Here is a 23,653-nt window from a genome sequence, read left to right on the forward strand (position 1 = left end):
GACATCCGCATCATCGCGAGATCGGCCCTCGTCGCTTAAGTGAAACACCGATGGATGAGTCGAGCAACGCCGGTGCCTTAGATCGGCGTTCCGCAGCACTCGCTGCGCATCACGCAAATTCTCTCGGCGACCCACTCGCCCCACCGGAAGAAAACTGCAACAGGAGACTTAGCAGCTTTCTGCAGCAAAAGTCGATTTACAGTTTGAGGCCGTGATCATTGAGCACCTTGTCTCTGAGAGCGCCCTTGATCTCACGGGCGATTTCCCTACGAACTGCGGCACCCAACTCTAGCTTGGCATCCTCGACAAGGTCAGCTTCGACCCCGATCAAACCTCTGTCGGTGAGCTGTTGCTGCAGCCGCCTGGCGAACTCCGGCCCCATTGCAGCTATGAGCTCGTCGTGCGCCATGGCATGGTCTTTGGGCGCGATATGACTCACAACGTCGTCCCAAGGTTGCCAGTCCACCGCCAAATAGTCGGCGAATTCCGTCGCCTCCCTCTCCCGCACGGATGCCTCTGCGCTATCAACGTCAGCGTCGGTGACGCCGGAGACTTCAAAGAAGCGCATGTTCGGCGCGACGTGTTGCAATCCCAGTCGCTCGCGGAGCTTATTTTGATAAGCAAGAGAGACCTCAATCGCGTCGATGTCTTCGACGTTGTTGCCCGAGCCTAGTCATCTGGAACGCAAGTTCGTCACATTAGTTGATGGCTCGAATCTTTTAGAGGAGAGCGCTTGTGGGGAACGTAGGTGTAAGAGGCCGGCCGATCGCGCCGTTAGTGCTCAGTCCGCAGGAGCGCACGTACCTAGAGAGGCAAGTTCGTCGTCATCGCATTGCGCGATCGCTATCTGAGAGGTGCCGCGCGATCCTGCGCTGTGCGGATGGCTTGCCGAGCAAGTCTGTGGCTGCCGAACTCGGGATCCATGAACACACCGTTGGCAAGTGGCGCCGTCGATTTTTGAAGGATCGCTGCGATGGCCTGGTTGATGAAGCCCGCCCTGGCCGCCCTCGCACCATCGACGACGATCAGGTTGCTGAGGTAATCGAGCGGACATTGCGTACGACGCCGGCCGACGCGACGCACTGGTCGATCCGCTCAATGGCTGCGGAAACTAGCTTTTCCCACACCACCATCCGCCGAATGTGGTCGGCGTTCGGCCTGCAGCCGCACCGTAGCCAGACATTCAAGTTGTCGAGCGATCCGCTGTTCGTCGACAAGGTACGCGATATCGTCGGCCTTTATCTATCCCCACCGAACCGAGCCCTCGTCCTCAGCATCGATGAGAAAAGCCAGATTCAGGCTCTCGATCGCGAGCAGCCGGTCTTACCGATGATGCCTGGCGTGCCGGAGCGTCGCACGCACAGCTACGTGCGGCATGGCACGACCACGCTTTTTGCAGCGCTCGATGTCGCCTCGGGGTTCGTCATCGGCAAATGCTACACGCGCCATCGGGCAGTCGAGTTTTTGAAGTTCCTCAAAGAGATCGACGCTCAAATCCCTGAGGGGCTCGCTGTCCATATCGTCATGGACAACTACGCCACTCACAAGACGCCCAGGATCAAAGCGTGGCTTGCTCGTCGGCCGCACTATCATGTCCACTTCACGCCGACCTCTGCGTCCTGGATCAATCAGGTCGAGCGCTGGTTCGCTGAACTCACCAGAAAGCAAATCCAGCGAAGCGTGCACACCTCAGTCAGACAACTCGAGGCCGACATCCGTACCTTTATCGACCTGCACAACAAAAATCCGAAGCCCTTCAAATGGACCAAGTCTGCTGACCAGATTTTGGCTTCCGTCAAACGCTTCTGCCACAAAGCCCACCAGACTTTATGTGGTGAACTTTAGATTCACGTGACTAGCGAGTGAACCTTCTCGCGCGCAATTCTCTCCAGCGCGTCCAGGCGAAACATGACCCGCCCCAGATCGATGAGATCGGGAAGCCGGGCCTTGTTGTTATAGGCGCCGTTTTCGACGTCCGCGATGAGCCGTGCGGTCTGCATGCCGTTCCAAGTCAAAGTTCGGCGATCCTCGCAGCTCTGGTTGGCGTCCAGGGCCAGTTGGAAGTAGCGCTTGCATAATTGCGGGTCGTTCGCCGCCTGCCGCAGATCATCGGCGACCGACTGGCGGAATTCTTCATTACCTGAGTTCACGGAGTCGAACAGTTTGCCAAGGAAGAGCGTGTATTCCCGGGCGCCGGGCTCTTCAACAAGGCTCTGCCAAGCTGCCAGCACCTCTCGATCAGCCTCCTGTGGATTGGCGCGGAGCCAGTCTGCGACCTTCTCGATGAGAGCATCGGCCGCCTCATCGTCCGTCCCGGACGATTCACTCTCGTCATCGCGCCAAAGGTGGACGGTCGGACCGACATAGTCACCGGCGCTAAGTATCGTACCCAGATTCGCTAACACCTGCTCGGGCAACGGATTTTCAGTCAGACCTATCCTGCCATCAGCGCGAAACTGCGTCAGCAGGTCCTCGGGCAAACTCGTCAACTGGTTTTGGCTGGCATCGAGCAACTCAATTGAAGCAGGAAGGGCCTCCGGCAAACGCGTGAGTTGGTTTTCGCTGACGTCGAGAAACTGGAGCGTGGCAGGAAGGACCGCCGGCAGATTCGTCAACTGATTGTGGTTGGCGTAGAGAAACCGGAGCGAAGCAGGTAGGACCGCGGGCAGATCCTGCAACTGATTGTGGCTGAGGTCGAGAAACTCCAGCGCAGCGGGTAGGACCTCAGGCAAGCTCCTCAGCCGGTTGGAGCTCGCGTCGAGGCCTCTGAGTTCGGTTGGAAGCGAAGGCAAACTGGCCAGTTGATTGGCACTGACGTTTAGACATCGGAGCGAAGCAGGCAGGTTATCGGGCAGAGTGGTCAGCCGGTTGAAGGGCAGATCAAGCATAACGATGGCGCTCGGAAGTCTAGGCAGGCTTGTAAGCGACAGCGATGCGAGATTCAGTGTAATGGCCTCACCGAGAGCATTCACTCGGCGCACCGCTTCTTCCCGATCCTCGAGCGGGCCTACCTCCGGTTCGGCAGCCCAACTCTCGAGCACCTCGTCTTCGTCGTTCTCTGCATGGACTGAGTGCCCGGAGTTTGCGGCGTAGCCGGTCACGACTGCGTTCCACTGCGCCGCCGCCCCGTTTTGCCCGCCCTCTTGTCCGGAAGATGCAGAAGGGACGCCTCCGCCGCGCTGAATCTGTCCTGCCTCAAAAGGATCCAACTCACCCTCCTTATGAAACTGAGTAGCCTCAGCCCATGGTGACCTGCTCTTGTACCTAAGACACTTAGCTTTCGATAAGCTGACAGACTATCACCGTAGGGTGGCAACGATGGTATCCAAGCCGAATGACTGTCGGTGCGACGACGCTGGAGTGACTCGATCTCCGCCGAGGGCAGTTATCTCCAACCTGCACGTGCTTCGGTCATCCCCGTGGCAAACGAGCGATCCGAGGTTCTGCAGCGACACTCGTCAGCTGCTCGACAGGTAAGGCTGTTAACGGCGGAACGCTGCCCTGGGAGCGGGTGCTACCGGACTTATCTGGTCAAAGAAGTGGTGGCAAAGCTCGCAGCAGTGTCGATCCATTTGCCGCGCTTGGACTCGTGTGAACCCGTACCCACTCGGACCCGGGACCGTAGAGCACTTGTAGCGGTTATCGAGGGACATTCGCGCTGTGCAACCGCCTGCTTCGCGGGGGGCATTCTTGTTTCTGATGATGGAGAAATTGATGGACGCGGGACGGGCACAGTGGAACGCAGGTTCTTCTTCCTCAGCGCCTTCCGAAGAGGCGGACCAGGAAAGCTACCTCGGCGGTTTCAACCGCGCCGTGGCGAATTTGGTCGAAAGCTTGACGGGCTATCGGACCCCGGCTTCCGCGCGCGCGCAGGTCATCGACAACTGGGTTGCCGAAGTGGGGCAGGGGCCAGGCCGAGAATCGGCGGCAGGGGCGCACACGAATCAGGAATACGGAGAACACAGGCTCGCACTCGCTGGATTTGTCCTCGCTTTCGCTGACCGTTTTGCCCGCCGCCCTGTCGCCAAGATTGCTGGAACTGCGCGCCAGGCACAACGAGCTAAGCAGCCTGCCCGCCATGCTCCCACCCGGTCTCCGGCGTCTTTTCATCAGCCATAACCGCTTGACCAGTTTGCCGGACGATCTTCCGGCGACCCTCTCTGAGCTGGAGGTCGCCGACAATAGATTGACCAGTCTGCCGGCCAACCTTCCGGCCACCCTCGAGATCCTGAACGCGAACGACAACCGGCTAGCCAGCCTGCCGGACGCTCTCCCGAGCGGGCTTACCTCGCTTGCGGTTGGCGGCAATCAGTTGACCGATCTGCCCGAGTCGCTCCCGTCGCGGCTCGTTGAACTCAATGTCAGCAGCAATCTATTGGCCAGCCTTCCCGACCTACTTCCGAGCACGCTCCAATCGCTCAACGCCAGTGGTAACCGGCTGACCAGCCTGCCTGAAGGTCTGCTAGATGCTCTCGTGCCGATGAATAGCCTCAACTACCCGCATCTGCAGAGCCCCGAGTTCGGGGATAACCCGCTGCCGGACGACATTCTCGCTCATCTGGCGGCGGCCGAAGCGCCACCACCGCAGCTTGCGCAGCAATCCCTGCATGAGGCTGCGGCACACTGGCTCGCAGACGACCCGGCCACGCTGGCCGAATGGCAGAACTTTGCCGATGAGCCTGGCGCCCAGGACTACGCACAGTTCCTGGAAAGGCTACGTGGCACTGTGAACTACGGCAATGACGCGTTTCGGCAGGCCGTGGCCAATGATCTGCGGCAGGCGGCTGCCAATGCGGATTTGCGCGAGCAGTTCTTTGCACAGGCTTCCGAGGCTAACACCAGCTGCGAGGATCGTGTTACGTTGCACTGGAACGGTATGCAGACGGCGCGCATCAACGCTGAGGTCAAGGATGGGCTATATGACAACCGGCTTGGCGAACTGATCCAGTGCGGTCGTCTCGCGTTTCGCCTGGAGGCGCTGGACGAGATCGCGCGCGACAGGGTCAACTTGCTCGCTAGCGTCAACCCGAACGTAGACGACGTCGAGGTCTACTTGGCCTATCAACATCGGCTGCGCGAGCCGCTCGAGCTCAGTCACATCGCTCCTGACATGCGCTTCTTGGCGGTCGCTGACGTAAGCGAGGATGATGCGACGGACGCGCTGGATCTGGTCCGGAGGCGCGAAGCAAGCGAGTTCATCGACTATATGGCAAGCCGCTGGCAGCCCTGGGACACGGTGCTGGAGCGCATCGCTTCGGACGAACATGCCGCGATGCAAGACCGGGTGCTCGAAGCCATGGGCGAGGAGTTTCAAAGCCGCCTCGGCCAGCGACTGGCCGAGCATGGTCTGCTGGGCGACGCGGATGCCGAGCGGGTGCTCGGAGCGCAAGTCCGAAACGAGATCGCTGGCGAGATCAAACGCGAGGTCATGGACCGTGTGCTGGCAGAGCATGGCCTCGAACTATGACGCTCCCGAACCGCTGCAGAGATGTTTATCATTGCTCTGCGGCGGCACGTAAAGATCGATCGTGAAGCCTCGTCCATCGCTGCCAACGTGCTTTTGCACCTTGGAAAGTGCGCTGCCGTCGGTCTGAGCTTTTCGTTTTTGCCGAGCGACGAAATCCCGCGCGCGAGGCGAGGGAGGGCGTAGGGCCGAAAGCCGCTATGGGACGAGAGCTCCATCGGTCGAAAAGTTGTTGAGAGACCAAGTCGCACAGCGGTGAAATCATCAGTTCCGGAGGCGCTGCCCAGCCAACGGGCTCAGGTTGACGAGGCAGCTAACCGTTCGGCAGGTCTATTTGACTTCGGGCGCCTCCCGCCTGCTCCATCTTGGCAAGCAAGTTGTGCAGTTCAAGCATGCACCGCGTCGGCAGCTTACGATGGACAAGCCGTCCTGCAGGTGAGGTCGTGCGCGCGCTCCAGTGGGGCAGTCTCGAGATTGCACGGGAAGCCTTGCGGTTCTCAGTCAAAACAGCGTCAAGGAAAAGACATTGTCCGTCATCAATGAGCGCCTGCAATAGGACAAGCTCAGCGCCAAAGTTGATGACACGGACGACAAGATACTCGTCACGTATTATCTGTCGGAGACGGGTAGAGGCTATGTGAATCCCGCCGTGATGTTTGAATTCGGCGCACGATCGACAGGCGATCCATTGTTATATCCGTCGACCAACTCGCTGCCGGCGAAGAGGTTCGGCAAAACCGGAGCGACCCCGTCCTGTCGTCAGGCGGGTGATGCGAAGGCGCTGTTGCGTGCAGCAATATCCTGATCTCGTCAGCTTTTGGAAAGCTTGCAGCTACAACAATCAGAGAATCTGACCCTTGCTGAACGAACTGCTGCCTGGCCGTAATCCAGGAAGTGCGGATTGCTGCAGGGCCTATGCAAACATGAGGAGAGCAGGATGGATCGGGTTGACCCATTCTTCGATTCAGGAGCCTGGATGCGCGAATACGCCGCCCTTCAGGGGCGGACTGGGCAGCGAGCGGGTAGCCCAAGCGAGCAGGCTGACTTTGAAGGGCGGCTGCAGGACTTGAACCTCGATCCGATTGATCATAGGAATTCAACTTCGCCTGATCGGTCTCCCGCAGCAGGTGGTCGAGCAGTGCGGAGGGACGATTTTGGCGGTTCGATGCGGACGCCGCCGCGTTCCAGTTCTAGGGAGAGCGCGCTAGGCGGCACGCGCAGGAGCGTAGACATTCCGAGCTTTCAGCTTCCCGCTTCGGCGCAACCGCAGTCTAGTTTGCGAGATGATCTGTTCAGCAGCGCACGCTACAGCTTTCCGGAGGCTGAGTCTGCCGCGTCGGCCAAGAGTGGAAAAAGCCGCGGAATATGGTCACGCTTCAAGTCGGGACTTGGCAAGGCCCTTGGCGGGAGCAGCGCAAAGTCGTCGCGCGACGCGGGGCAATCTAACGTTATTTCGACGAACCTACGAATTGATCACGCCAGGCAGCCAGGCCGGACGCGTGGGGTCTCCCGGGCCGATGAGGAGCTCATCGAGGATTTCCGAAACAAGGCGGCGGGTAATCTCAGCGACGGTACGATCAAGAACGCGGCAGCCGATTTACGCCATTTGAGCGCGCGCCTAAGCGACGCCGGCAGGCCCTCGATTGCCGATCGAATTCGCCGCGAACTGGAGAATGCGCAGCTGGAAAATCCCGATGTGGAAAACCACCAGCTGGAAGCTGAGCTCGATGAGGACGTAGACACTTACGCAAAGGACCGCGGCAGGCGCATCAAGGCGGCCCTAAAGAAGCTTCGTGAAGTCGGTGCCGGAAACGCATTGGCAGCCGATGTCCGCCGGCTGGCCCCTCGTGCTGAGGACGCAAGCTTCATCCGCATGTGGGCGGCGGCGGAAAAGGCAACCGGCAGGATCGATCCCAAGACGATCGATAGGCAAACTCGCCGCATGTTCAGACTAAGTGAGTGGCTGCAGACGCACGACAGACCGCCGATCGCCGGCCGACTTTCTACCCCTGGACTCGTCCAAGACGTCGAGGAATACAAGCAAGAAACCAAAGACGGCAAGATCAACGCTGATCTGGTCAGGCTTGGGCTCTACCAGCAAATCCTCGAGGCGAACAGGGCATTGGGATTGCCGCCTCCTGAGTACGCAGGTCAGCCTTCTGAGGTGGCTGCTCCACAGGCCCACTCGCCACAGGAATTTCCTGCAACGCCTGCCACGCCGAGCGCGGGGGCTTGGCAGTGGCTTGGAGAGCAAATGCACGGGCCCGGTTCATCGATGCCGGTGCCGCACAGCGGTTGGCAGACCAGCTCATCTCAACCGCTTCCCGCAACGCCTGCGACGCCGAGTGCTGGAGCCTGGGATTGGCTTGGTGAGCAGATCCATGGGCCCGCCTCACCAATGCCTGCGCCGCACTGGGCCGCGCAGGCTCATCCGCCATTCGAGCTTCCTGCCACTCCGGCCACCCCAAGCCAGGGAGCTTGGGCCTGGCTTGGGCAGCAGGTGCAAGAACCTGCATCGCCGTCGTCCGTGAGGCCTCGATCGTCCAACATCTACGGCGGTCTCGAATCCTTCGTTGATCTGGATCCACCCACACCGCATGATTTGCGCGACGATGCGCGCTCTGCGCCACCTGAATTTGCAGCAGCTTCGTCGTTCGCGGGCCCACCGGGGGCGACTCCGGAGCTGCGGGACATCGGAGCGATCGTTGGGGTGAATTGGCGCCACGGCTCCCAGGCTGCCTCAGAGGTGTTGATCGATGCGTTGGGCAACATCAATCTGCTGCCAAACCAGTTCGTGCCAAGTCAATTTGCGATTAATGGGGAGCGCTATTCGGCGACATTTGGACCGGGCGGTCGCAGGGATATTCACCTGATCCATCACCCGCGCATTGGCGGGATGAACGAAGCCGGGCCATCCCGGTCGCTACACCACCCAGCGCCAATCGTAAGCGCAAGACGACCCGGGGAAGGTGTGGTTGATCTTGGCCATCTGATCCGGGGCGGCTGGGAGCACAGAGAGCGGTTCCTGCCGCCTTACCTCGTCCGCGTTCTGGAAGGCGAGCGTATCATGCCCGCGCCGGGGCGGCCGAGCTATTTCGAGATCCGAGGAATGCCTTATAGGGGCGAGTTGGTGGAAAACGAAGGACGCCAGCGCGTTCGCATCTATCCCGAACCTCGGTGAAGAAACGGTTGGCTGCAATTCCAAATGCTGTCAGGCAGCGCGCGCGAGGCATTCCATCACGCGGACGCTTCATCGATGCAGATTGCAGAGGTGGCGTGCGTACACGCCTGATTTCAACGGCGATGTTGGCTCTGTTAGCTTCCCAAGCGGCCACCTCGCAGCTCGTCGGTACATCGTCCTCTCCGACGTCAGAGCGCCGGATCGGTCCATCTACTTTTGCGGAGCTCTGATTAGAGGAGTTGATTTTGCGGCTCGTTTTAACTGCTGCTCAAACCCTATTGACCCGCAGGCATGTTGCCGCATTGTTGTGTCTCCGGCTTTCCGGGAGTCAGGCCACCCGGTCGAGCCGCTTCTTCGCGCGCCTCAAGGTCGAGCCGGGCGTCCTGGTGAATCTTGTCGCAAGGCGGTGATGTGCCTTGCACGAAAGCGACGTCCCACCCTTCCTAATTCTCCTCTGGTTATTCATCATCAAGCAGTCGCCGAATCTCCTCTGGAGAAAACTGCTCGAGCTCGAAGGTAAATTCGTCGGGATCAATGGAGACAGGAGGAGCGAGGTGATCATCCCGTAGTCCGTGAAGCGCGTCGTGCAGGTCCTTTTCCAGTTGCCGCAGCTCCCCTGGAGAAACGGAAACTGGCGAGCCGCTGGGTTGATCATCGAGATGATCCAGTACTCGCCGAAGATCTGCCTGAGGGAGCTGCTCTAAATCGGATGCGACTTGCTCCTGGACGAAAGCCGAGGTGGCGGGTTGATCATCTCGTCCCTCGGTAAGCTCCTCCTGCGCATCTTCATCCTCGAGCAGTCGCCGAAACTCCGCTGGTGAGAACTGCTCTGGATCAATGATAAACTCTACTGGGTCAAAGGAAAACGAGGGAGCAGGGGGATTCTCCGATTGCCGCTGGAGCTCGTTGGCCAATTCCGTTTCCAGTTGCTGAAGCTCCTCTGAAGGCAGGGAAGCTAGCAAGGGGATAGCTTGGTCATCGAGATGGTCCTGCAGGCGCCGAAGCTGCTCCTGAGGAAGCTGCTCTGGCTCGACCGCGACCGCCCCTTCGAGGAGAGCCGACGGGACAGCTTGATTGTCGTGTCCCTCCTGATGCTCCACTTGCCGATTAGCTTCGTACGACGTGCGGTGCTGCGCAGCGGCGATGTCGATGCGTGTCGGTTCTGTCAGTAAGGCGCCTTCGGGATTGATGAGCGCCGGGTTCTGAACGGAAGGATTGAGCTTAGCGCGCGTACGCCCTGGACGCACGATGGGCGCGACGGTTCCCGTCGACCGAAAGGTCCGCAGATGCTCTAATGCTCTAGCGAGTCTATCGCTATTAGAGGCACCGCTGAACTCGCGCATGTCACTGCCATCGTTCAGCGATTTGCCGTCTAACCGAGCAACAATGCTTGGTTTGTTATTTGCGAAGAGCCAACGACTATAGCCAATAAGAAAACCTGCATGCTGCTTCGCCGTAACGGCAGCCGTCCCGCCCTCAAAAAGCGCCTCCTCAAGCCTGAAGATATCGGCAGCATCCTCGGGATAAAGAGGCCGTCTGTCCCACTGTCCCCGGATTATGACGCCCGTTGAAGCGACCGGCATTGCTCCGCCACTTCCTGTCGAAGCGGCGCTTGCGTTCGGTTTCCTATATACCTGAACTTCTTCCAGATCGTTCAGCGTCCTCTTTCTTTTCGATGCTCTCGATTGAACTGTGTCAGGTTCATGATTGATGGGGACATCCTCGCTTGCCAGGAGATTGCTTCTGGCACGTGGATCCATCGCTTCGTCCGGGGATTGCTGGCCATCGCTAGATGTGTCTTTCGCCGAGGGGAGCGCGCGCGGTCGCCCGCGAGAAACCGAATGACCGGAATCATGAGACGCACGAAGCACGCTTACGCCTGTCTTCATGAGGGCGTCTTTCGGAAAGTAAGTATCTAGGTGAATAACCAGGGACTGGTGGTCCCTTAGGTCAGTCGTTTGGCCACGGCGGCGGAGATCATTCGCCAGTCGAAAAAGTGCGTGAGTATAAAGCTTGACCGTGTTCGGTTGTAGACCCTTCTGAGCCCTATATTGAGCAATCGCCCTGTCGATAAGGTCGCGGTCTTCGGCAGCTAGATGGGGATAGGAGCCACCAGCGCCGACGGACGCAGGTTCGGACTGCCTTGTCTCAGCCAAGTGCTGCTCAAAGCCTTCTTGTCCGGCTTGGCTCGCTTGCAGCTCTTGCGAGACGTCGTGCTGCACCTGCGGCCAAGCTGGCACGTTAGACGGGTCAAAATCTTGCGGGTCCACGCTAACCTCTCGTCCAGGATCACCTGAACAGGTCTGCCTAGTCGGTCAAGCTTTCGAGAACCTGACGTGGTTAAGGTTCCGTACTTGAGGTTATTGGTGTTGGCCAATCCCGCAAATGACGGCGTTCGGTATCTGCCTCTTCTCGACGATCCGTCGACCGTCCCTACAGACCTAACGTCCTCCATTTTGCGCAATCACTTACAGGTGGCGTCCCTTTACATCGGATGTCACCGGCTCATCAAACTCAGATGCAGGACCGATCCTGCAAGCAGATCGCAGAGTTCCGGTTCCCGGGGGCACGCGAAGGTGGCAGCAGAACGGCGCTTGCCATAATCAGAAGAAAACCAGCGTAGACACCAGCAGATTGAGGGCGTGCTCGGTGTGAAGCGTATGTGTGACGCTTGTCGGGTTGTGGATGTATGACAGTCCGGCGCTTGCATAGATGCCCGGGGCAAGATGGGCAGTATATGTGCCCGTGATCGCCAGGGTATCGCGATGCGCAAGTTGGCCCTTAGCCAGGGCAGCATCCACGGCGAATTTGCTCCAGGTCGTGTTGCTGGCGACAAGAGCAACCAGATCCTTGGGGCGACTATCAAACGGCCCTTTCGTATAAAGACGAAGCTCGTAATACTGGCTGATCCTGTTGAGGTCAGGCGGAGCTGCCATGAAGGAGAATCCGCCATAGAGTCCGCGAGACGGCGACCCAGTGGCATCAGTTTGCCAAAATTGCCGGTCCGCAGCGATGTACTGGAAATTGTTGCCGCTTACTCGCTGTTGATCCGGGTCCGCCAAATTCTTGTAGCGGCTGGTGTTGAAACCAGCGCCGGCCCGCAGCCATGTGTCGGGCGATCCAGGAGCGGCCTTGCTCCTGTAGCCGATTTCATCGATGAGAAGCGTGCCCGCATTGGCCGTGCTCCAGTTCAAGCCGGCGGGATTCTCCCTTATCTCGGCATAGGGACCATCCGGACTGATTGAGCGCTGAAGTGAGAACTTGTTGTAGAAGCGATCATCAAAATTGTACTTCAGGTTGACCGCCGGCGTGGGCGCAGCATTGGTGCTCACCCCTGCCTGGATTAAGGCGAACATGTTCGATCCGGTCATCCCTCCGAACAATGTGCCGGCAAACTCATTTTGGTTTCTCAGGTAACCAAGTTTGAGTTCGAGTTTCCTGTCGAGCAAAGTCTGGTAGTAGGCGAGCGTGTTGAACCCCACTCTGTCAGGCCCCGGGCGGTCCCACGTCCAGTATTGCTGCTCGGCTCCGACGACAATCTGGCCATCGGGAATGCCAAATCGGCTGAGATCGTAAGTGACAATCAAGAAGTTCGCCGAAGCGAAGGTCGGGTTCTGGCCCATGTAAAGCTGGTTTGCGATTGGGCTTCTCGCTGCATTCGGCAGCTGATTATCTACAAACATGTTGTGTGTCCAGCCGATATAGCCAATGCCGACATCTGCCAGCGCGGACCGAACGCCGCCGTCCTCCTGATCAATCGTATCTGCAGGACCAGGAATGGCGAGCCACAACCCTTTTTCACGCAGATTGTCGTACCTGGCGAAGGGATCGATGGGCTTTTGCGTTCGCGTCTGAGCAAATCTATCAACACTGCTGCGCTTTTCGCCAGACGTATCGGCACGTGCCGCAGACCACGGGCGCCGAGGCCGGATTGCACGCATCATCCCGGTCCGCAACTTTATCGCCGGACCGGAAGCTTGTCTGCCTTCGCCGGCTTGACCTACAGTGTCGTTTCCGGGATCGAACTCGTCACCGGTTTGTGCCCGCGCGGCGTTGCCGAACAGGCAAGCCGCGAGCGAAACTGCGATAGCCCGTCTCCATCGTTTGCCGATTGGCCGAAACGTGAAAACAGATGCCAAGGCGGCCGAAGATGCTCGAAGCGACGTCGCCGCAAGAAACCAATCACGCATAGCGTACTTCAGGTCCGTGTCAGCCAGTCATGATCGGAAAGAACTGTCGCCTGATTGGCCGAGAGTGGCATCCCAACATTTTCGTTCCCGAGGAGGCAGCAGATGATCCGCTCTACAAATAACTTGCGCATCAGGCCGGAGCGCCGAAAGAGAGCGGTGCGCGCTGGCGCGGCAAGAGGTTGAGGACGCGTGCCTTTACCCTCGCCCTCACTCTATGAACACAGCCAGGCTGCTCGCCCTGGGACAGAGCAGGCTGGTGTTGGCGGGTACCTTGCGGGAAGATCCCTTTACTGACGAAGTGGCAAGCACCAGGAAGCAAATCTCGTGGTGCACGAGGCACGGGTTCACGGAGTTTGGTGATGCGCCAGACAATCGACTGGATCCGCGACCAGCCGCCTCTGGAATGTCTGCGCTCGCAGATCGCACGACGATGCCCATCATGGTCGTCATAGGTGAACGGACGAGACAGCCTTCGAGCCGCTTTGGTTGAGGCGGGCGAGCAGCTGGCGCCGTAAGAGCCGTTGGGACGGCCGAATCTGTCTTGCATAGCGGGTCCTTCCCGTGTGCGGCTTTCGTTGGTCCCGCTTGGCATGCGCCCGTGATCTCAATCAACCTGCTGAGATTGGTAGTTGATCGTGCGCAATGGTTGCCCTTCGTATGAGGAATTGAGGTTCAGCCGACGCGCTTAAACGGCGCGTCTTGAGTGAAGCGGCAGGTCCTTCAAGGCGCGCAGGAAGCAAATGGGCAAGCGGTCGAGGAGGACCGCGAACATGACATTATCGGCAGTCGGGACCTCTGGAGCGCGCGAACACCGCAAGCCCTCGGATCGGCGAAGCAAACCGGTCGAAAGAGGAATGCTGGACGAGGCGCGATGGTGATGATTGACGATGCGGTTGCTTCGGATTTGCGACCGCTCTTGCGAGGGCCGTCGCGGGGCATTTTCTGTGCCTTGGTGGTTCTCCTGTCCTCGTGGGCTCCAGTGCTGCTGGCGCCTGGCTTTGGGCTGACCTCTGGGAATTTGTCGGGACGCCGGAAACTCACCAAGTCGCTTCAATCATGAGGTCGTCACTGGATGCCAGAGCTTCCCTATCCGTCGCCTGCTAATAGGGGGCGCGGTCGAGGTAAGCGTCGAACGCGGCAGCAACAGCGCGAATGACAAAACGGTGCTCTGGTTTGACTCGGACGAAACCCTCTTCGATGTCCAGTATCCCGTCTTCGGCAAGCATTCCCAGACGGTCAGCTGAATCGACAAAGGGCATCGGAGCAAATCCGTGGGCGGCGCAGATTGCCGGCACGTCGGCCTGCAAGTCGCACATCAGCCGCTCGATGATTGCAGCCCGAACGCGATCTTCGGCGGTGAGGCAGTGGCCCTTTGAGGTTGCCAGATGGCCAGCACTAATCTGTCGGCTATAGGAACTGGTTGCCGTCTCGTTCTGCACGTAACCATCGCGCAGACGGCCGATGGCTGACGGACCAAAGCCGATCACTGTGTTACACGTATCGGCCGAATAGCCCAGCGAGTTGCGGCGCAGCCGGCCGGTTTTCTGCGAGTGCGCGAGCTCGTCGTCCGGGAGGGCAAAATGGTCGAGCCCGATTTGGCGATATCCGGCGGACACCAGCGTATCTGCCATGGCCGCAGCTTGCTCGGCGCGTGCAACATTGTCGGGCAGCGCCGTCTCGTCGATCTGGCGCTGACGTTTCATGTAGGAGGGAACATGGGCATAGCCGAACACCGCAAGGCGGTCGGGCCGCATGGTCAAAGCCGTCTGCGCTGAGTTCACGCAGGATTGCACGGTCTGATGCGGCAATCCGAAGAGCAGGTCGAAATTGATACGGCTTATTCCATGTTGGCGAAGGCGTTCGACCGCAAAAGCGACCTGCGCTTCGCTTTGGAGACGGTTGACCGCCCTTTGAACTACGGGATCGAAGCTTTGCACGCCGATGCTCGCGCGGCTGACGCCCGCTAATCCCAAGGTTTCCGCCATCTCGGCCGTGAACGCGCGGGGATCGATCTCGACGGCGAGCGCGGTCGATTTGCTGAACGCGAAGCAGCGGCGCAAAAGCTCCATCAGAGCCAAGAAATCGGCCGGTGGGATAGTAGTCGGCGTGCCGCCGCCGAAATGCAGGTCGCTCACCGGAAGACCGTGAGGCGTTTGCTCTGTGACCAGACGAATTTCCTCACGTACCGTCAGCAGGTAATTGCGAATCGGCCGCTCGCTGTGAGTGAGGCTTGTTGGGAAGCCGCAATACCAGCAGATCGACCGGCAGAACGGAACGTGAAGGTAGAGCGATACGGATTCGTCAGGCGGCAGCCGCCGCAACCACGCCTCATAGGTCGTGGCGCCGACCGCAGCAGAGAAATCCGGTACCGTTGGGTAGATGGTGTACCAGGGCAGGCGAGCATCACAATACTTGTTCAGGAGTGAGGTCTGCAACGCTTACCTTTCCGCGCTGATACGCTATGAGGCTGACGGATATCCTCTGCTCTGTCTTTGCGTTAAGTCAAAAGGCACTGCCTTGATCCTGAAGCTCGAGACCCTTCTTCGATGTAGCTGCCAGGACAGCCTGCGAACTGGGAGCGGAGAGAAAGTCAGGCGCTAGCCATCATTTGCACCCGGTAAGAGAACAAATGTCTCACATGAGCTCGGCCGCCCGGGCTCGATCCGCCCAATCATTGTGCGCAGGAACAATGATTCATCGGAGCGCACATTGCGTCTGCATTCTCCAACGCGGGGGCTTTTGCGACAAAGACAGGATCCAAGGCATTGCCGGCGGCGAACCAGTCGGCCTCAGCGTTTCAAGGTGTTTTCGGTGGAAAAGCTGATGTGGATGCCCCAGGCGTTCGATCGAGTCAGGAAATCACGCTAAATCCGATTGGTAGTCCGCGCCACGCTGGGCCGGCAGCACAGGGCCAATCGGCCAGGAGGGCTCATGAACCTGAAAGCACCCGCGGCGGGCGCCGCGCATCAGCCTATTCTCCATTGCCCGAACTGCAATCATGAGATTCACCTCACCGAATCTCTTGCTGCTCCCCTGATCGAGGAAACTCGCCGACGTTTTCAGCGACAGTTGGCGGACAAGGATGCCGAGGTTGCCCGCAAGGCCGAGGCCTTGCGCCATGAGCAGGAGCAACTGGCGAGGCAACGCGAACAGATCGAGGATCAAGTGACCGCGCGCCTGGCGGCCGAGCGCACCGAACTCGTCGCCATGGAAGCGAAGAAGGCTCGGCAGGCCGCGGCGGCCGAGCTGCTGGCAAAAGCTGCCGAAGCAGCCGAGCTTCGTCAAAGCCTGGAGGCCAACAATGCCAAACTTGCTGAGGCGCAGCAGGCTCAGGCCGAACTGATCCGCAGGCAACGTGCCCTTGACGAAGAGAAACGTGAACTCGATCTGACCATCGAAAAACGCGTGCAGGCCTCAATCGCAGATATCCGGGCCAAAGCCAGGCAGGAAGCCGACGAAGCCGCCCGCTTTCGGGTGCTCGAGAAGGATCAAACGATCGAATCCATGGCGCGGACGATCGAAGAGTTGAAGCGCAAGGCTGAGCAGGGCTCGCAGCAATCCCAGGGCGAAGTGCTTGAGCTCGAGCTCGAAGAGCTGCTTCGCAGCCGTTTTCCCACTGATACAATCGAGCCGATCGGCAAGGGAGAGCTGGGTGCGGACGTCGTCCAGCAGGTCAACGGTTCAATCGGTCATCCTGCGGGCCTCATCCTTTGGGAATCCAAGCGTACGAAGGCATGGAGCGACGGCTGGCTCGGGAAACTGCGCGACGACCAAAGGCGGTGTGGCGCAGATGTGGCCCTCATCATTTCACAGGCGCTGCCGAAGCACGTCGAATTTTTCGATCTGATCGACGGAATATGGGTTGCTCATCCCCGCTGTGCTGTTGCGGTCGCGATCGCGCTCCGTCAGGGGCTGATTGATTTGAGCAGCTCGCGCCTGGTGCAGCAAGGCCAGCAAACCAAAATGGAGCAGGTGTACCGGTATCTGACCGGCACCAGGTTCCGCCAGCGGGTAGAAGCTGTCGTTGAAAAATTCAACGACATGCGAGAAGATCTCGACAAGGAGCGCAAGTTCATGGGCCGACAATGGGCCAAGCGCGAGACGCAGATCCTCTCTGTCATCGAATCTACCGTTGGCATGGTCGGTGACCTTCAGGCGATCGCCGGCAAGGCGATGCCGGAAATCCCGAGCCTCGATGCACCGCTGCTGGAATGCTTGGCCCAATCGGAGCGCAAAGCGTCATAATCAAATGCGACGCACAGTTGAGCTTCTTTCGGCTTCGATTTCATACACCCTGTGCGAACTGACAGGTTGGCATGCTACCGTTCGGCTCGCGCCTGGCACTTCCCCCTCGCGCAATAGCACCTTTGCCACACGCTTGCACGTAATGGTGAGAAAGCGCCGGCGGGTCTCGGCGTCGATGTTGTTTTTCTTACGGTAGAAGGGCTCGTCGAGGAGCGCTAGTCGGCGCTTCTATTGAAGCTGCACAATCTGCCGCATCGTTGTCAGTCGCGCCTTTTCAAACCTGCGCAGACGGGATTTGAGCCCATTTGCATTCAGCGACTTGGCGGGAAATGCTTCGGGGCGCGATGTCGTGTTCCGATTTGCGTTCCGGGCTGCCTAGGTTGTGCAGGATAAAATGGTATAGGCGAACGAGGGTAGGGATAGTATTTAGCGCGACGCCTCCGGATGCAACGGTCAGAATGCTCTTCAAGCCGGGATTGTCAGACAAGGAGTCTCGGTCGATGAAACGCAGGGTGTGAGATCGTACAACGTGACGCAACGTGAGTTTCAATAGCCATCGAACCGGCGTGAAAAACATTTTGCATTCCACGTCATAAGGATGGATCAGCCTCAATTCCGCCACGCCGCTTGTCTCATTGCGCCAAGCATCGTCACGGATGTACTGATGATGCTGGGGCTGCCCCGGCGCACTTCAACCCCCGGCAGGTGCGTCGGGGCGCTTTAATTCGGCCGAGCCATTGTGAGCGCTGCGAGTTCACCAATTCCAAACAGGCCGCAGGCTGTGCCGGAATCGCAACGCGCGGGCATTGTCAGCTTCTGCACTCCCTGGCACGTCCAAGTCAGACGATACGCGTCTGTTCTGCTTCAGGGGCTCGGATCGTTCGTTTTGGAATCTTTGCGACTGTTGTCATGAGCCTCGGTGTGCTCGATGACCGCAACGACAGCTGCAGCAAAAGCAGATCCGACGGCATTTAGGTGCGCACCAACTGCACGCCGGCAATGAGCAGAACCGCCACGAGGATGAACCTAATAGCTGCCTGGCTCAGCCATTTCAGGCCGATAACCGTCCCTGCGACGGCTCCTCCCAGTGCGGCGATTGCGTAAACGGCCGAATCCGAACACGGAAACTGGCCGGTGAAAAGAACTCCGACGAAGCCCACTGTGGAATTCGCTAGGATGAACGGAGGAGACAGCAGGGTGACTTGCCTGGCTGACGCCCAGTTCAGTGTCATGAGCGCGGGCGCCAGGAAAACTCCACCGCCCACGCCGGTCAGACCCGAAACAAACCCGACGACCGCTCCAATGCCTACGCTTCCCCAGAGCGGAGTTTCGAAAATACGATGGGCAACGCGGCCGCGCCGAACGATCATCACAGCGCTCGCCAAAAGGAGGACAAGACCAGTCAACGTCCTGTAAACGTGCTCCCCGAGCACCAGCAAGCTGCCGGCAAGTGCCGCCGGCATCGATGACAATAGAAGTGGCCGGAGCGCTGTCCAGTCGATGACTCTGTTGCGGTTTAAGAACCACGTGGAATAACTCGCGACAACTATGTTGAGGCCAAGCGCCGTCGGGCGCATCTCTGTGGAGGGCAAGCTAGAAAACGCCATAAGCGCTAGGAACGCGGTTCCACCGGCTTGGCCAACCATTGCATAGAGCAGTGAGATAATCGCGAAGAACAGAGAAAGCATACGTCACCAGCCCTGCGAAAAGCTCTTCGCTTGCCTTGCACTAACTGCACGCAGTCCCAACTGCCTTTCCGCGAGGGAAGAAGTCCAAGCGAGCGCTTAATCGGATGCCGCGCGGCCGCGCGCCGCAGTTGGCACCGGCTAAGGTTCCCACACGATTGCCATTGTGGATCGGCTTCTTCAATTGTCAGCATTGGTACTTGACCAAGATGTGAAAGTGGTACGCCAGCGCCCGGCTGTTTGAAAGGCGCTTGGGAGCCGCCGCGCCGAGCAGCACTCTTTCCAGGCCGTGGGAGCCTAGCGCAAGTGGCGCTGTCGCGTTTCCTCCAGTTGTCGCCATTGCTTCAAGCCCTCGTGCGCCGAAACCGGGCTCTTGCCTTGAATCCCTGGTATCGAGGATTGAATCTTGCGAGGCCGCCAGTTGGTACGACACTTGCTGATCCGCGCCCAGGTCCTCTCCCTTATGGAGATGCGCATGCAAGGTGTCCTCTGCGGCCGGCAGGTGTCGTTTCTGCGCGCATCTCCCATTGCGCACCTGGCGCGCGGATCATCTGTGCCTTCAATTCAGGTGCGCTGGACCTCTTCAACGCGCCTGATCAGGCGCCGGGCCGTTATATCACGCGGTCACCTGCTGGTGCGGCTCTTCCGCGTTGCTCGCAGGCCGCATTCCCGACGCCGTCGAAGGACGGAGGATGAGCGAAGAATCCGCGACAGCAATTCGCAGGATGGGGAAGAAAAAATGACCTTCCTGTCGGCAGGAAGCAGAAGGCTGATGTCAGAACTGCGAAGATCGAGTCCGGCACCGCCAAGTTGGCCAACGTGCTCCATCCCGCTTGAATCGCGAAGGTCAACGTTCAGGGTATCATCGCGCTCAACCTTGAGGCGAAGCCAGGCGTCCTTCGGGCAGGACAGTCGCTCCTTACCATTTAATCTGAGTAGAGCCGATCTTGTCATTCAGGGCTGCTTTGGCCGCACTATTAAGACAGCATCGAGGGCACAGACCATCAGACGAACGACAATGCGGTGACCGCCTGCTTGGCCAGCGCGTCATCGGCGAGCAGGACCGATCGGACGGAATTTGACGGCGCTTCGGTTGTGGCGTGCCGTCGGGTGTCCGACGAGGATAGCAGCTGGATCCCGGCGTTTGACGGAACAATTGTCGCGCCGCAGCTGGCGGAAGGCGAGGAATTCGGGAATGGCGTCTGACGCAGCGCGCGCTCCAGACTTCACGAAGAGCAAACCTGAGAGTTCAGCTCATGGAATGGAATGTGGCTCGGCCTGAAACAAATGCAATCGAACGCAGCGATGGCGAGCCGGATCGGCGTGCCGAAGCGCCCATTGTGGATCTCTTTAGCTTCACCGAATGCGCAAACCAGACGCATTCGCTGAGAGCGTTGTTCGATCTTCTTGTAAACCGTGCCACCGAGGAAGGATTCAGTGAAGTCGCTTACGGAGCCCTCAACTTCGTCGAGCCGCTTCGGTTGGCTGAGTATCCACCGCCCACTGTCGCTGTGAATTGGCCGCCGGCCTGGTGCGATCGATACTTCAAACGCAAGTACCACACCATCGATCCGGTGGTCCGGCGGACGCCGATGCATTCGCGTCCGTTTCTGTGGGACCAACTCGCTGATCATTGTCAGCTTCAACCGGACGAGAGACGCGTATTGGATGAGGCCAGGGAGGCCGGGCTGAAACATGGCATGAGCGTGCCTCTATTTGGTCCGTTGGGCCAAGTATCTGTGGTGTCCTTTGCATCTCCGTCCGACGATGCTGATCCTCAGAATCGCATCGGTCATCTCAATGCCCTGGCTTCGCTCTTTCACAGCGCCTATGGCGAGATTGCTCGACCCTCTAATGGCGGCTGCGGGAAACAAATTGCGTTGTCGCAACGGGAGATCAGTTGCATGCGGTGGGTGGCAGAGGGGAAATCGTCCTGGGAAATTGGGAAGATCCTAAAAATTAGCGAAAATACGGTCAATTTTCATATCAAGAATGCAATGCGAAAGCTGGGTGCGACCAGCCGGATCCAGGCGACCGCTATAGCTATTCGCCTCAATATTCTTTGAGATCCCATCCTCACTGCCAGGAAGTGCCATTGACGCCAAGCCCTGGCAAGGCTCATGTCATTCGAACAGTGCTTCGTTGAGACAGGCGACGGGAAACTCACGTTGCGTGAGGTTCTGGAGTGTAACGACGCATGTCAAGCCGACTGGCTTGGTGCCCTCGGGTGTGCCTGCGGTCTGCTCTGCCAGCCAGTGATCTGAGCCTAGACGAGTTCGAGCCGGTTCCGCTGGCTGGTTGCGAGGCGGTAGGGCAGCATTTCGAGAAAGAACCCCGACCGTTAGTCGGGGCTCTCGATTTAACGCTTGCGCGCGTGGTGTTCGCTATTTCGCAAACGCTGGGCCGAACTTGTAGTTGAGCCGTGCCGTGACAAGATCGATGTCCTGGTGAACGCGATCGAAGCCAACGGCCGTGGGGAAGCTTACGTTGCTGCCCTGCATGAACAAGTGATTATACTCGAGGCCAGCCGACCAGTTCGGGGTCAGGCCGACTTCGGCGCCAGCGCCGAGCGCGCCACCCCAGCGAACATCGTTATTCCTGCCAAGCTCGGTGCCAGCAGCCACTGAGTTGACGTGATAGGTGTTGCTGGTCACCGCCGCACCGCCCTTGGCGTAAAGCAGCACGGCATTGAATGCGTAGCCGATGTGGCCGGTGAGCAATCCAAATGCATCTGTCTTGGTGCCAACGGTGTCCGCTGGGAAAGCGGTGCTGACATTGGAGCCGCTGAAGTCGGCCCAGTTGCCCTGACCTTCGATGCCGTACACCGTTCTGAAGATCTGCCAGCGATAGCCGATCTGGCCGCCGACGGTGCCGCCGGTCGAATTATGGCAGCCCTCGGAAGTGGCGCCGTTGAAATTCCAGCAATTGTGACTCGATCCCCAGCCGCCATTGAGACCGATATAGTAGCCGCTCCAGTCGTTGATCGGGGCTACCACCGGCAATGTGGGCGCCTTGATGTTGACAGGCTGCCCGGCGAGGTCAGCGCCGAATGTGGGAGTTGCAGCGCTGAGTGCGATGCTTGCGGTCAGAATCAGCAAATTCTTCATTCCAGTGTCATTCCTTTTGATGCCCCCGGCGCCGTGCGTCTTAACAACATGCTTGCGAATTGCTGTAACTGAGGCACAACATTCCTCCGCAAGAAATGGGTCGAAACGCACGGTGCGTCAGGTTGTGAGGCGCCTAACTTGCGACGCCTGGACGAAGATGCAGCGACATTGATAGGGCGCCTCGTGGCGCCTTTACCTGAAGGCGATGCGATCGTGATGGCACTGTGCGACGCAATGCTGCGAGCGCATTTGCTGAAGCACCGCCACAATCAGGTTCCTGGCGATATGTCCGGCTGCGCGTCGTTCAGCGGGTTTCGTCATGAGCCGCACAGATGAAGGCGTCCTTATCGGGATGGGATTTGAATTTATCTTGGGTCAGGAGTCGTGTGGCGACTTAAGATTGTGGTAACGTCGGAAATGACCCATCAGAGGCATTGATCGATCTAAATTCGGACATCCTGAAGATCCGGAGCGGTATCTGGCGAGCTGTGACTGCTCTTGCCGCGACAGGAAAGCCAATCGAGCCGGTGCGCCGCCAAGATCGTCTGCCGCAGAATGTTGGTCACCGCGCCGGATGAAGCCCGCATCGAGATTGCTGAGACGCATGCCAGGCCGCCAGATACGGTGCGCATTGTGTCACGTCGGGGCAACGCGTGCTTGTCCCGCCTTTCGTTGCCGGTGTGCTCCCGTTTCTATCCTACTGGTGTAGGGACCACGAGAGCTGCGCGAGCAGCGCTCTCTGACGCAGTCGTCGGTGTAGAAGATGAGCAGTGAAAACTCAGCTCGACCACGACCTGACCCTTCGGAGTTGACGACACCGTCCCGTTCCTGCCGATAACAAGGGGGGGGCGGCCAGCTAGAGGAACGAACCACCTACTGTTTGCTCGGCGACGCCAGTTCCGCTCGTAAATTGCGTATCGCTTCGTTTGCCAGATGCAGGGTATTCCGTTCGCCGGTCCTGATCGAACACTCCAGTAATGCTCGCAAGCGGCGGTGAAGGAACGTCTTGAGATGATGCGCCAGAACTGGGTCCTTCTCGACAAAGCGCCACGCTTTTTCAAATGCGATACTTACGATAGCCTCTGGCGCTTGCACCTGGTCGGATATGACCTGATCCATCTCGAAACTCCTCGACTCCTAGCACAAGGTGAAAGATTCGTCCGAAGCGTACCGACGAGCTGCGGCCTGTCCTGACCGGCAAGAAGTCGGAGCCACAGCCAAAATGTGTGTCGAGCTGCCCGCGGCGCTACAGCGAACTTTATAATGCCGCTTGTTGAAGTCCGGATGACCGAGTGTTGAAGTGCCAGCGCGAGTCGAACGATTCTGAATTGTCTGAAGAGACCCTGCGTTGACATTTGCCTCTTTGCGCCCCGCATCTTGTTGCCCGGCGTTTGCCCTTCGCCGTTCGCCGGGCTCACGCTCCCAAGGGGCAGTCGAACTACAGCCGTCTTACGGAGCAGGCCGTTCGCTACCTTCCACTTTCAAGGCTAAGAAGTGTTCTGGGAGATGTCGTATGCGCTCTTTATGTCGCGTCCAGCTGTGTGGCTCATTCTCGACAATCCGTTCGTGTGCTTCCCGACATGCGTCAACAGCCTGGCCACATCCGCCGGTTCCTGCGCGCGGCACCACGTTTGCGATACGATTCTGCTCCGGATGGGTCGTACCAAAGAAACGGGACAAGCTATCGCGACAATTGCGTTGATCTGCCAGGAGCTCGTTCTGGCAACGAAATATCAGGTGGCCCGCAACTTTAGAACAATGCGGCCGCGATCAGGGAGCTA

The 23,653-nt window shown here is 58.9% G+C and carries 11 protein-coding genes and 2 pseudogenes; 5 read left to right on the forward strand and 8 right to left on the reverse strand.

Features of this window, described 5'->3' with window-relative positions:
• Window positions 1-196: 196 nt before the first annotated feature.
• Window positions 197-649: pseudogene (locus ACVMIH_RS38655) on the reverse strand (NEL-type E3 ubiquitin ligase domain-containing protein); the annotation flags it as partial.
• Between the two features lie 86 nt (window positions 650-735).
• Between ACVMIH_RS38655 and ACVMIH_RS38660 the strand changes: the two are divergent.
• A complete protein-coding gene (locus tag ACVMIH_RS38660; protein WP_456865783.1) occupies window positions 736-1,845 on the forward strand; it encodes an IS630 family transposase in 1,110 nt (369 codons plus the stop codon).
• A gap of 2 nt (window positions 1,846-1,847) precedes the next feature.
• On the opposite strand, the gene ACVMIH_RS38665 is transcribed toward ACVMIH_RS38660, so the two are convergent.
• Window positions 1,848-3,209, reverse strand: coding sequence for an NEL-type E3 ubiquitin ligase domain-containing protein (locus ACVMIH_RS38665; RefSeq protein ID WP_456865786.1), 1,362 nt, complete (start codon window positions 3,207-3,209; stop codon window positions 1,848-1,850).
• Window positions 3,210-3,714: 505 nt separating this feature from the next.
• Here ACVMIH_RS38665 and nopM point away from each other — a divergent pair.
• Window positions 3,715-5,467: pseudogene (gene nopM / locus ACVMIH_RS38670) on the forward strand (T3SS effector NEL-type E3 ubiquitin ligase NopM).
• Window positions 5,468-6,740: 1,273 nt separating this feature from the next.
• Entirely contained in the window at window positions 6,741-8,645 is a 1,905-nt protein-coding gene (locus tag ACVMIH_RS38675; RefSeq protein ID WP_456865789.1) for a hypothetical protein, read from the forward strand.
• A 458-nt stretch (window positions 8,646-9,103) separates the two neighbouring features.
• Here ACVMIH_RS38675 and ACVMIH_RS38680 read toward each other — a convergent pair whose 3' ends face one another.
• The 3 genes from ACVMIH_RS38680 to hemN all read right to left on the reverse strand — a co-directional run bounded on the left by ACVMIH_RS38680 (window position 9,104) and on the right by hemN (window position 15,270).
• Window positions 9,104-10,915: a hypothetical protein gene (locus ACVMIH_RS38680; RefSeq protein WP_456865791.1), complete on the reverse strand. Its 1,812-nt coding sequence runs from the start codon at window positions 10,913-10,915 to the stop codon at window positions 9,104-9,106.
• Window positions 10,916-11,248: 333 nt separating this feature from the next.
• Window positions 11,249-12,835, reverse strand: a complete 1,587-nt coding sequence (locus tag ACVMIH_RS38685) for a carbohydrate porin (RefSeq protein ID WP_456827061.1) — start codon at window positions 12,833-12,835, stop codon at window positions 11,249-11,251.
• 1,100 nt (window positions 12,836-13,935) lie between these two features.
• Window positions 13,936-15,270, reverse strand: a complete 1,335-nt coding sequence (hemN, locus tag ACVMIH_RS38690; protein ID WP_456827062.1) for an oxygen-independent coproporphyrinogen III oxidase — start codon at window positions 15,268-15,270, stop codon at window positions 13,936-13,938.
• 496 nt (window positions 15,271-15,766) lie between these two features.
• Between hemN and ACVMIH_RS38695 the strand changes: the two genes are divergently transcribed.
• Window positions 15,767-17,080: a DUF2130 domain-containing protein gene (locus ACVMIH_RS38695; protein WP_253624366.1), complete on the forward strand. Its 1,314-nt coding sequence runs from the start codon at window positions 15,767-15,769 to the stop codon at window positions 17,078-17,080.
• Between the two features lie 971 nt (window positions 17,081-18,051).
• On the opposite strand, the gene ACVMIH_RS38700 is transcribed toward ACVMIH_RS38695, so the two are convergent.
• Window positions 18,052-18,768, reverse strand: a complete 717-nt coding sequence (locus ACVMIH_RS38700; protein ID WP_456827063.1) for a sulfite exporter TauE/SafE family protein — start codon at window positions 18,766-18,768, stop codon at window positions 18,052-18,054.
• A gap of 1,337 nt (window positions 18,769-20,105) precedes the next feature.
• Here ACVMIH_RS38700 and ACVMIH_RS38705 point away from each other — a divergent pair.
• The gene (locus ACVMIH_RS38705; protein WP_253641083.1) at window positions 20,106-20,831 is read left to right on the forward strand and encodes a helix-turn-helix transcriptional regulator; all 726 of its coding nucleotides are present in this window, start codon (window positions 20,106-20,108) and stop codon (window positions 20,829-20,831) included.
• A 318-nt stretch (window positions 20,832-21,149) separates the two neighbouring features.
• Here ACVMIH_RS38705 and ACVMIH_RS38710 read toward each other — a convergent pair whose 3' ends face one another.
• Both ACVMIH_RS38710 and ACVMIH_RS38715 read right to left on the reverse strand, forming a co-directional pair.
• The gene (locus ACVMIH_RS38710; protein WP_253624364.1) at window positions 21,150-21,872 is read right to left on the reverse strand and encodes an outer membrane protein; all 723 of its coding nucleotides are present in this window, start codon (window positions 21,870-21,872) and stop codon (window positions 21,150-21,152) included.
• A gap of 873 nt (window positions 21,873-22,745) precedes the next feature.
• The gene (locus ACVMIH_RS38715; RefSeq protein WP_253624363.1) at window positions 22,746-22,991 is read right to left on the reverse strand and encodes a hypothetical protein; all 246 of its coding nucleotides are present in this window, start codon (window positions 22,989-22,991) and stop codon (window positions 22,746-22,748) included.
• Window positions 22,992-23,653: the final 662 nt, after the last annotated feature.

Source organism: Bradyrhizobium sp. USDA 4503 (genome assembly GCF_054055815.1).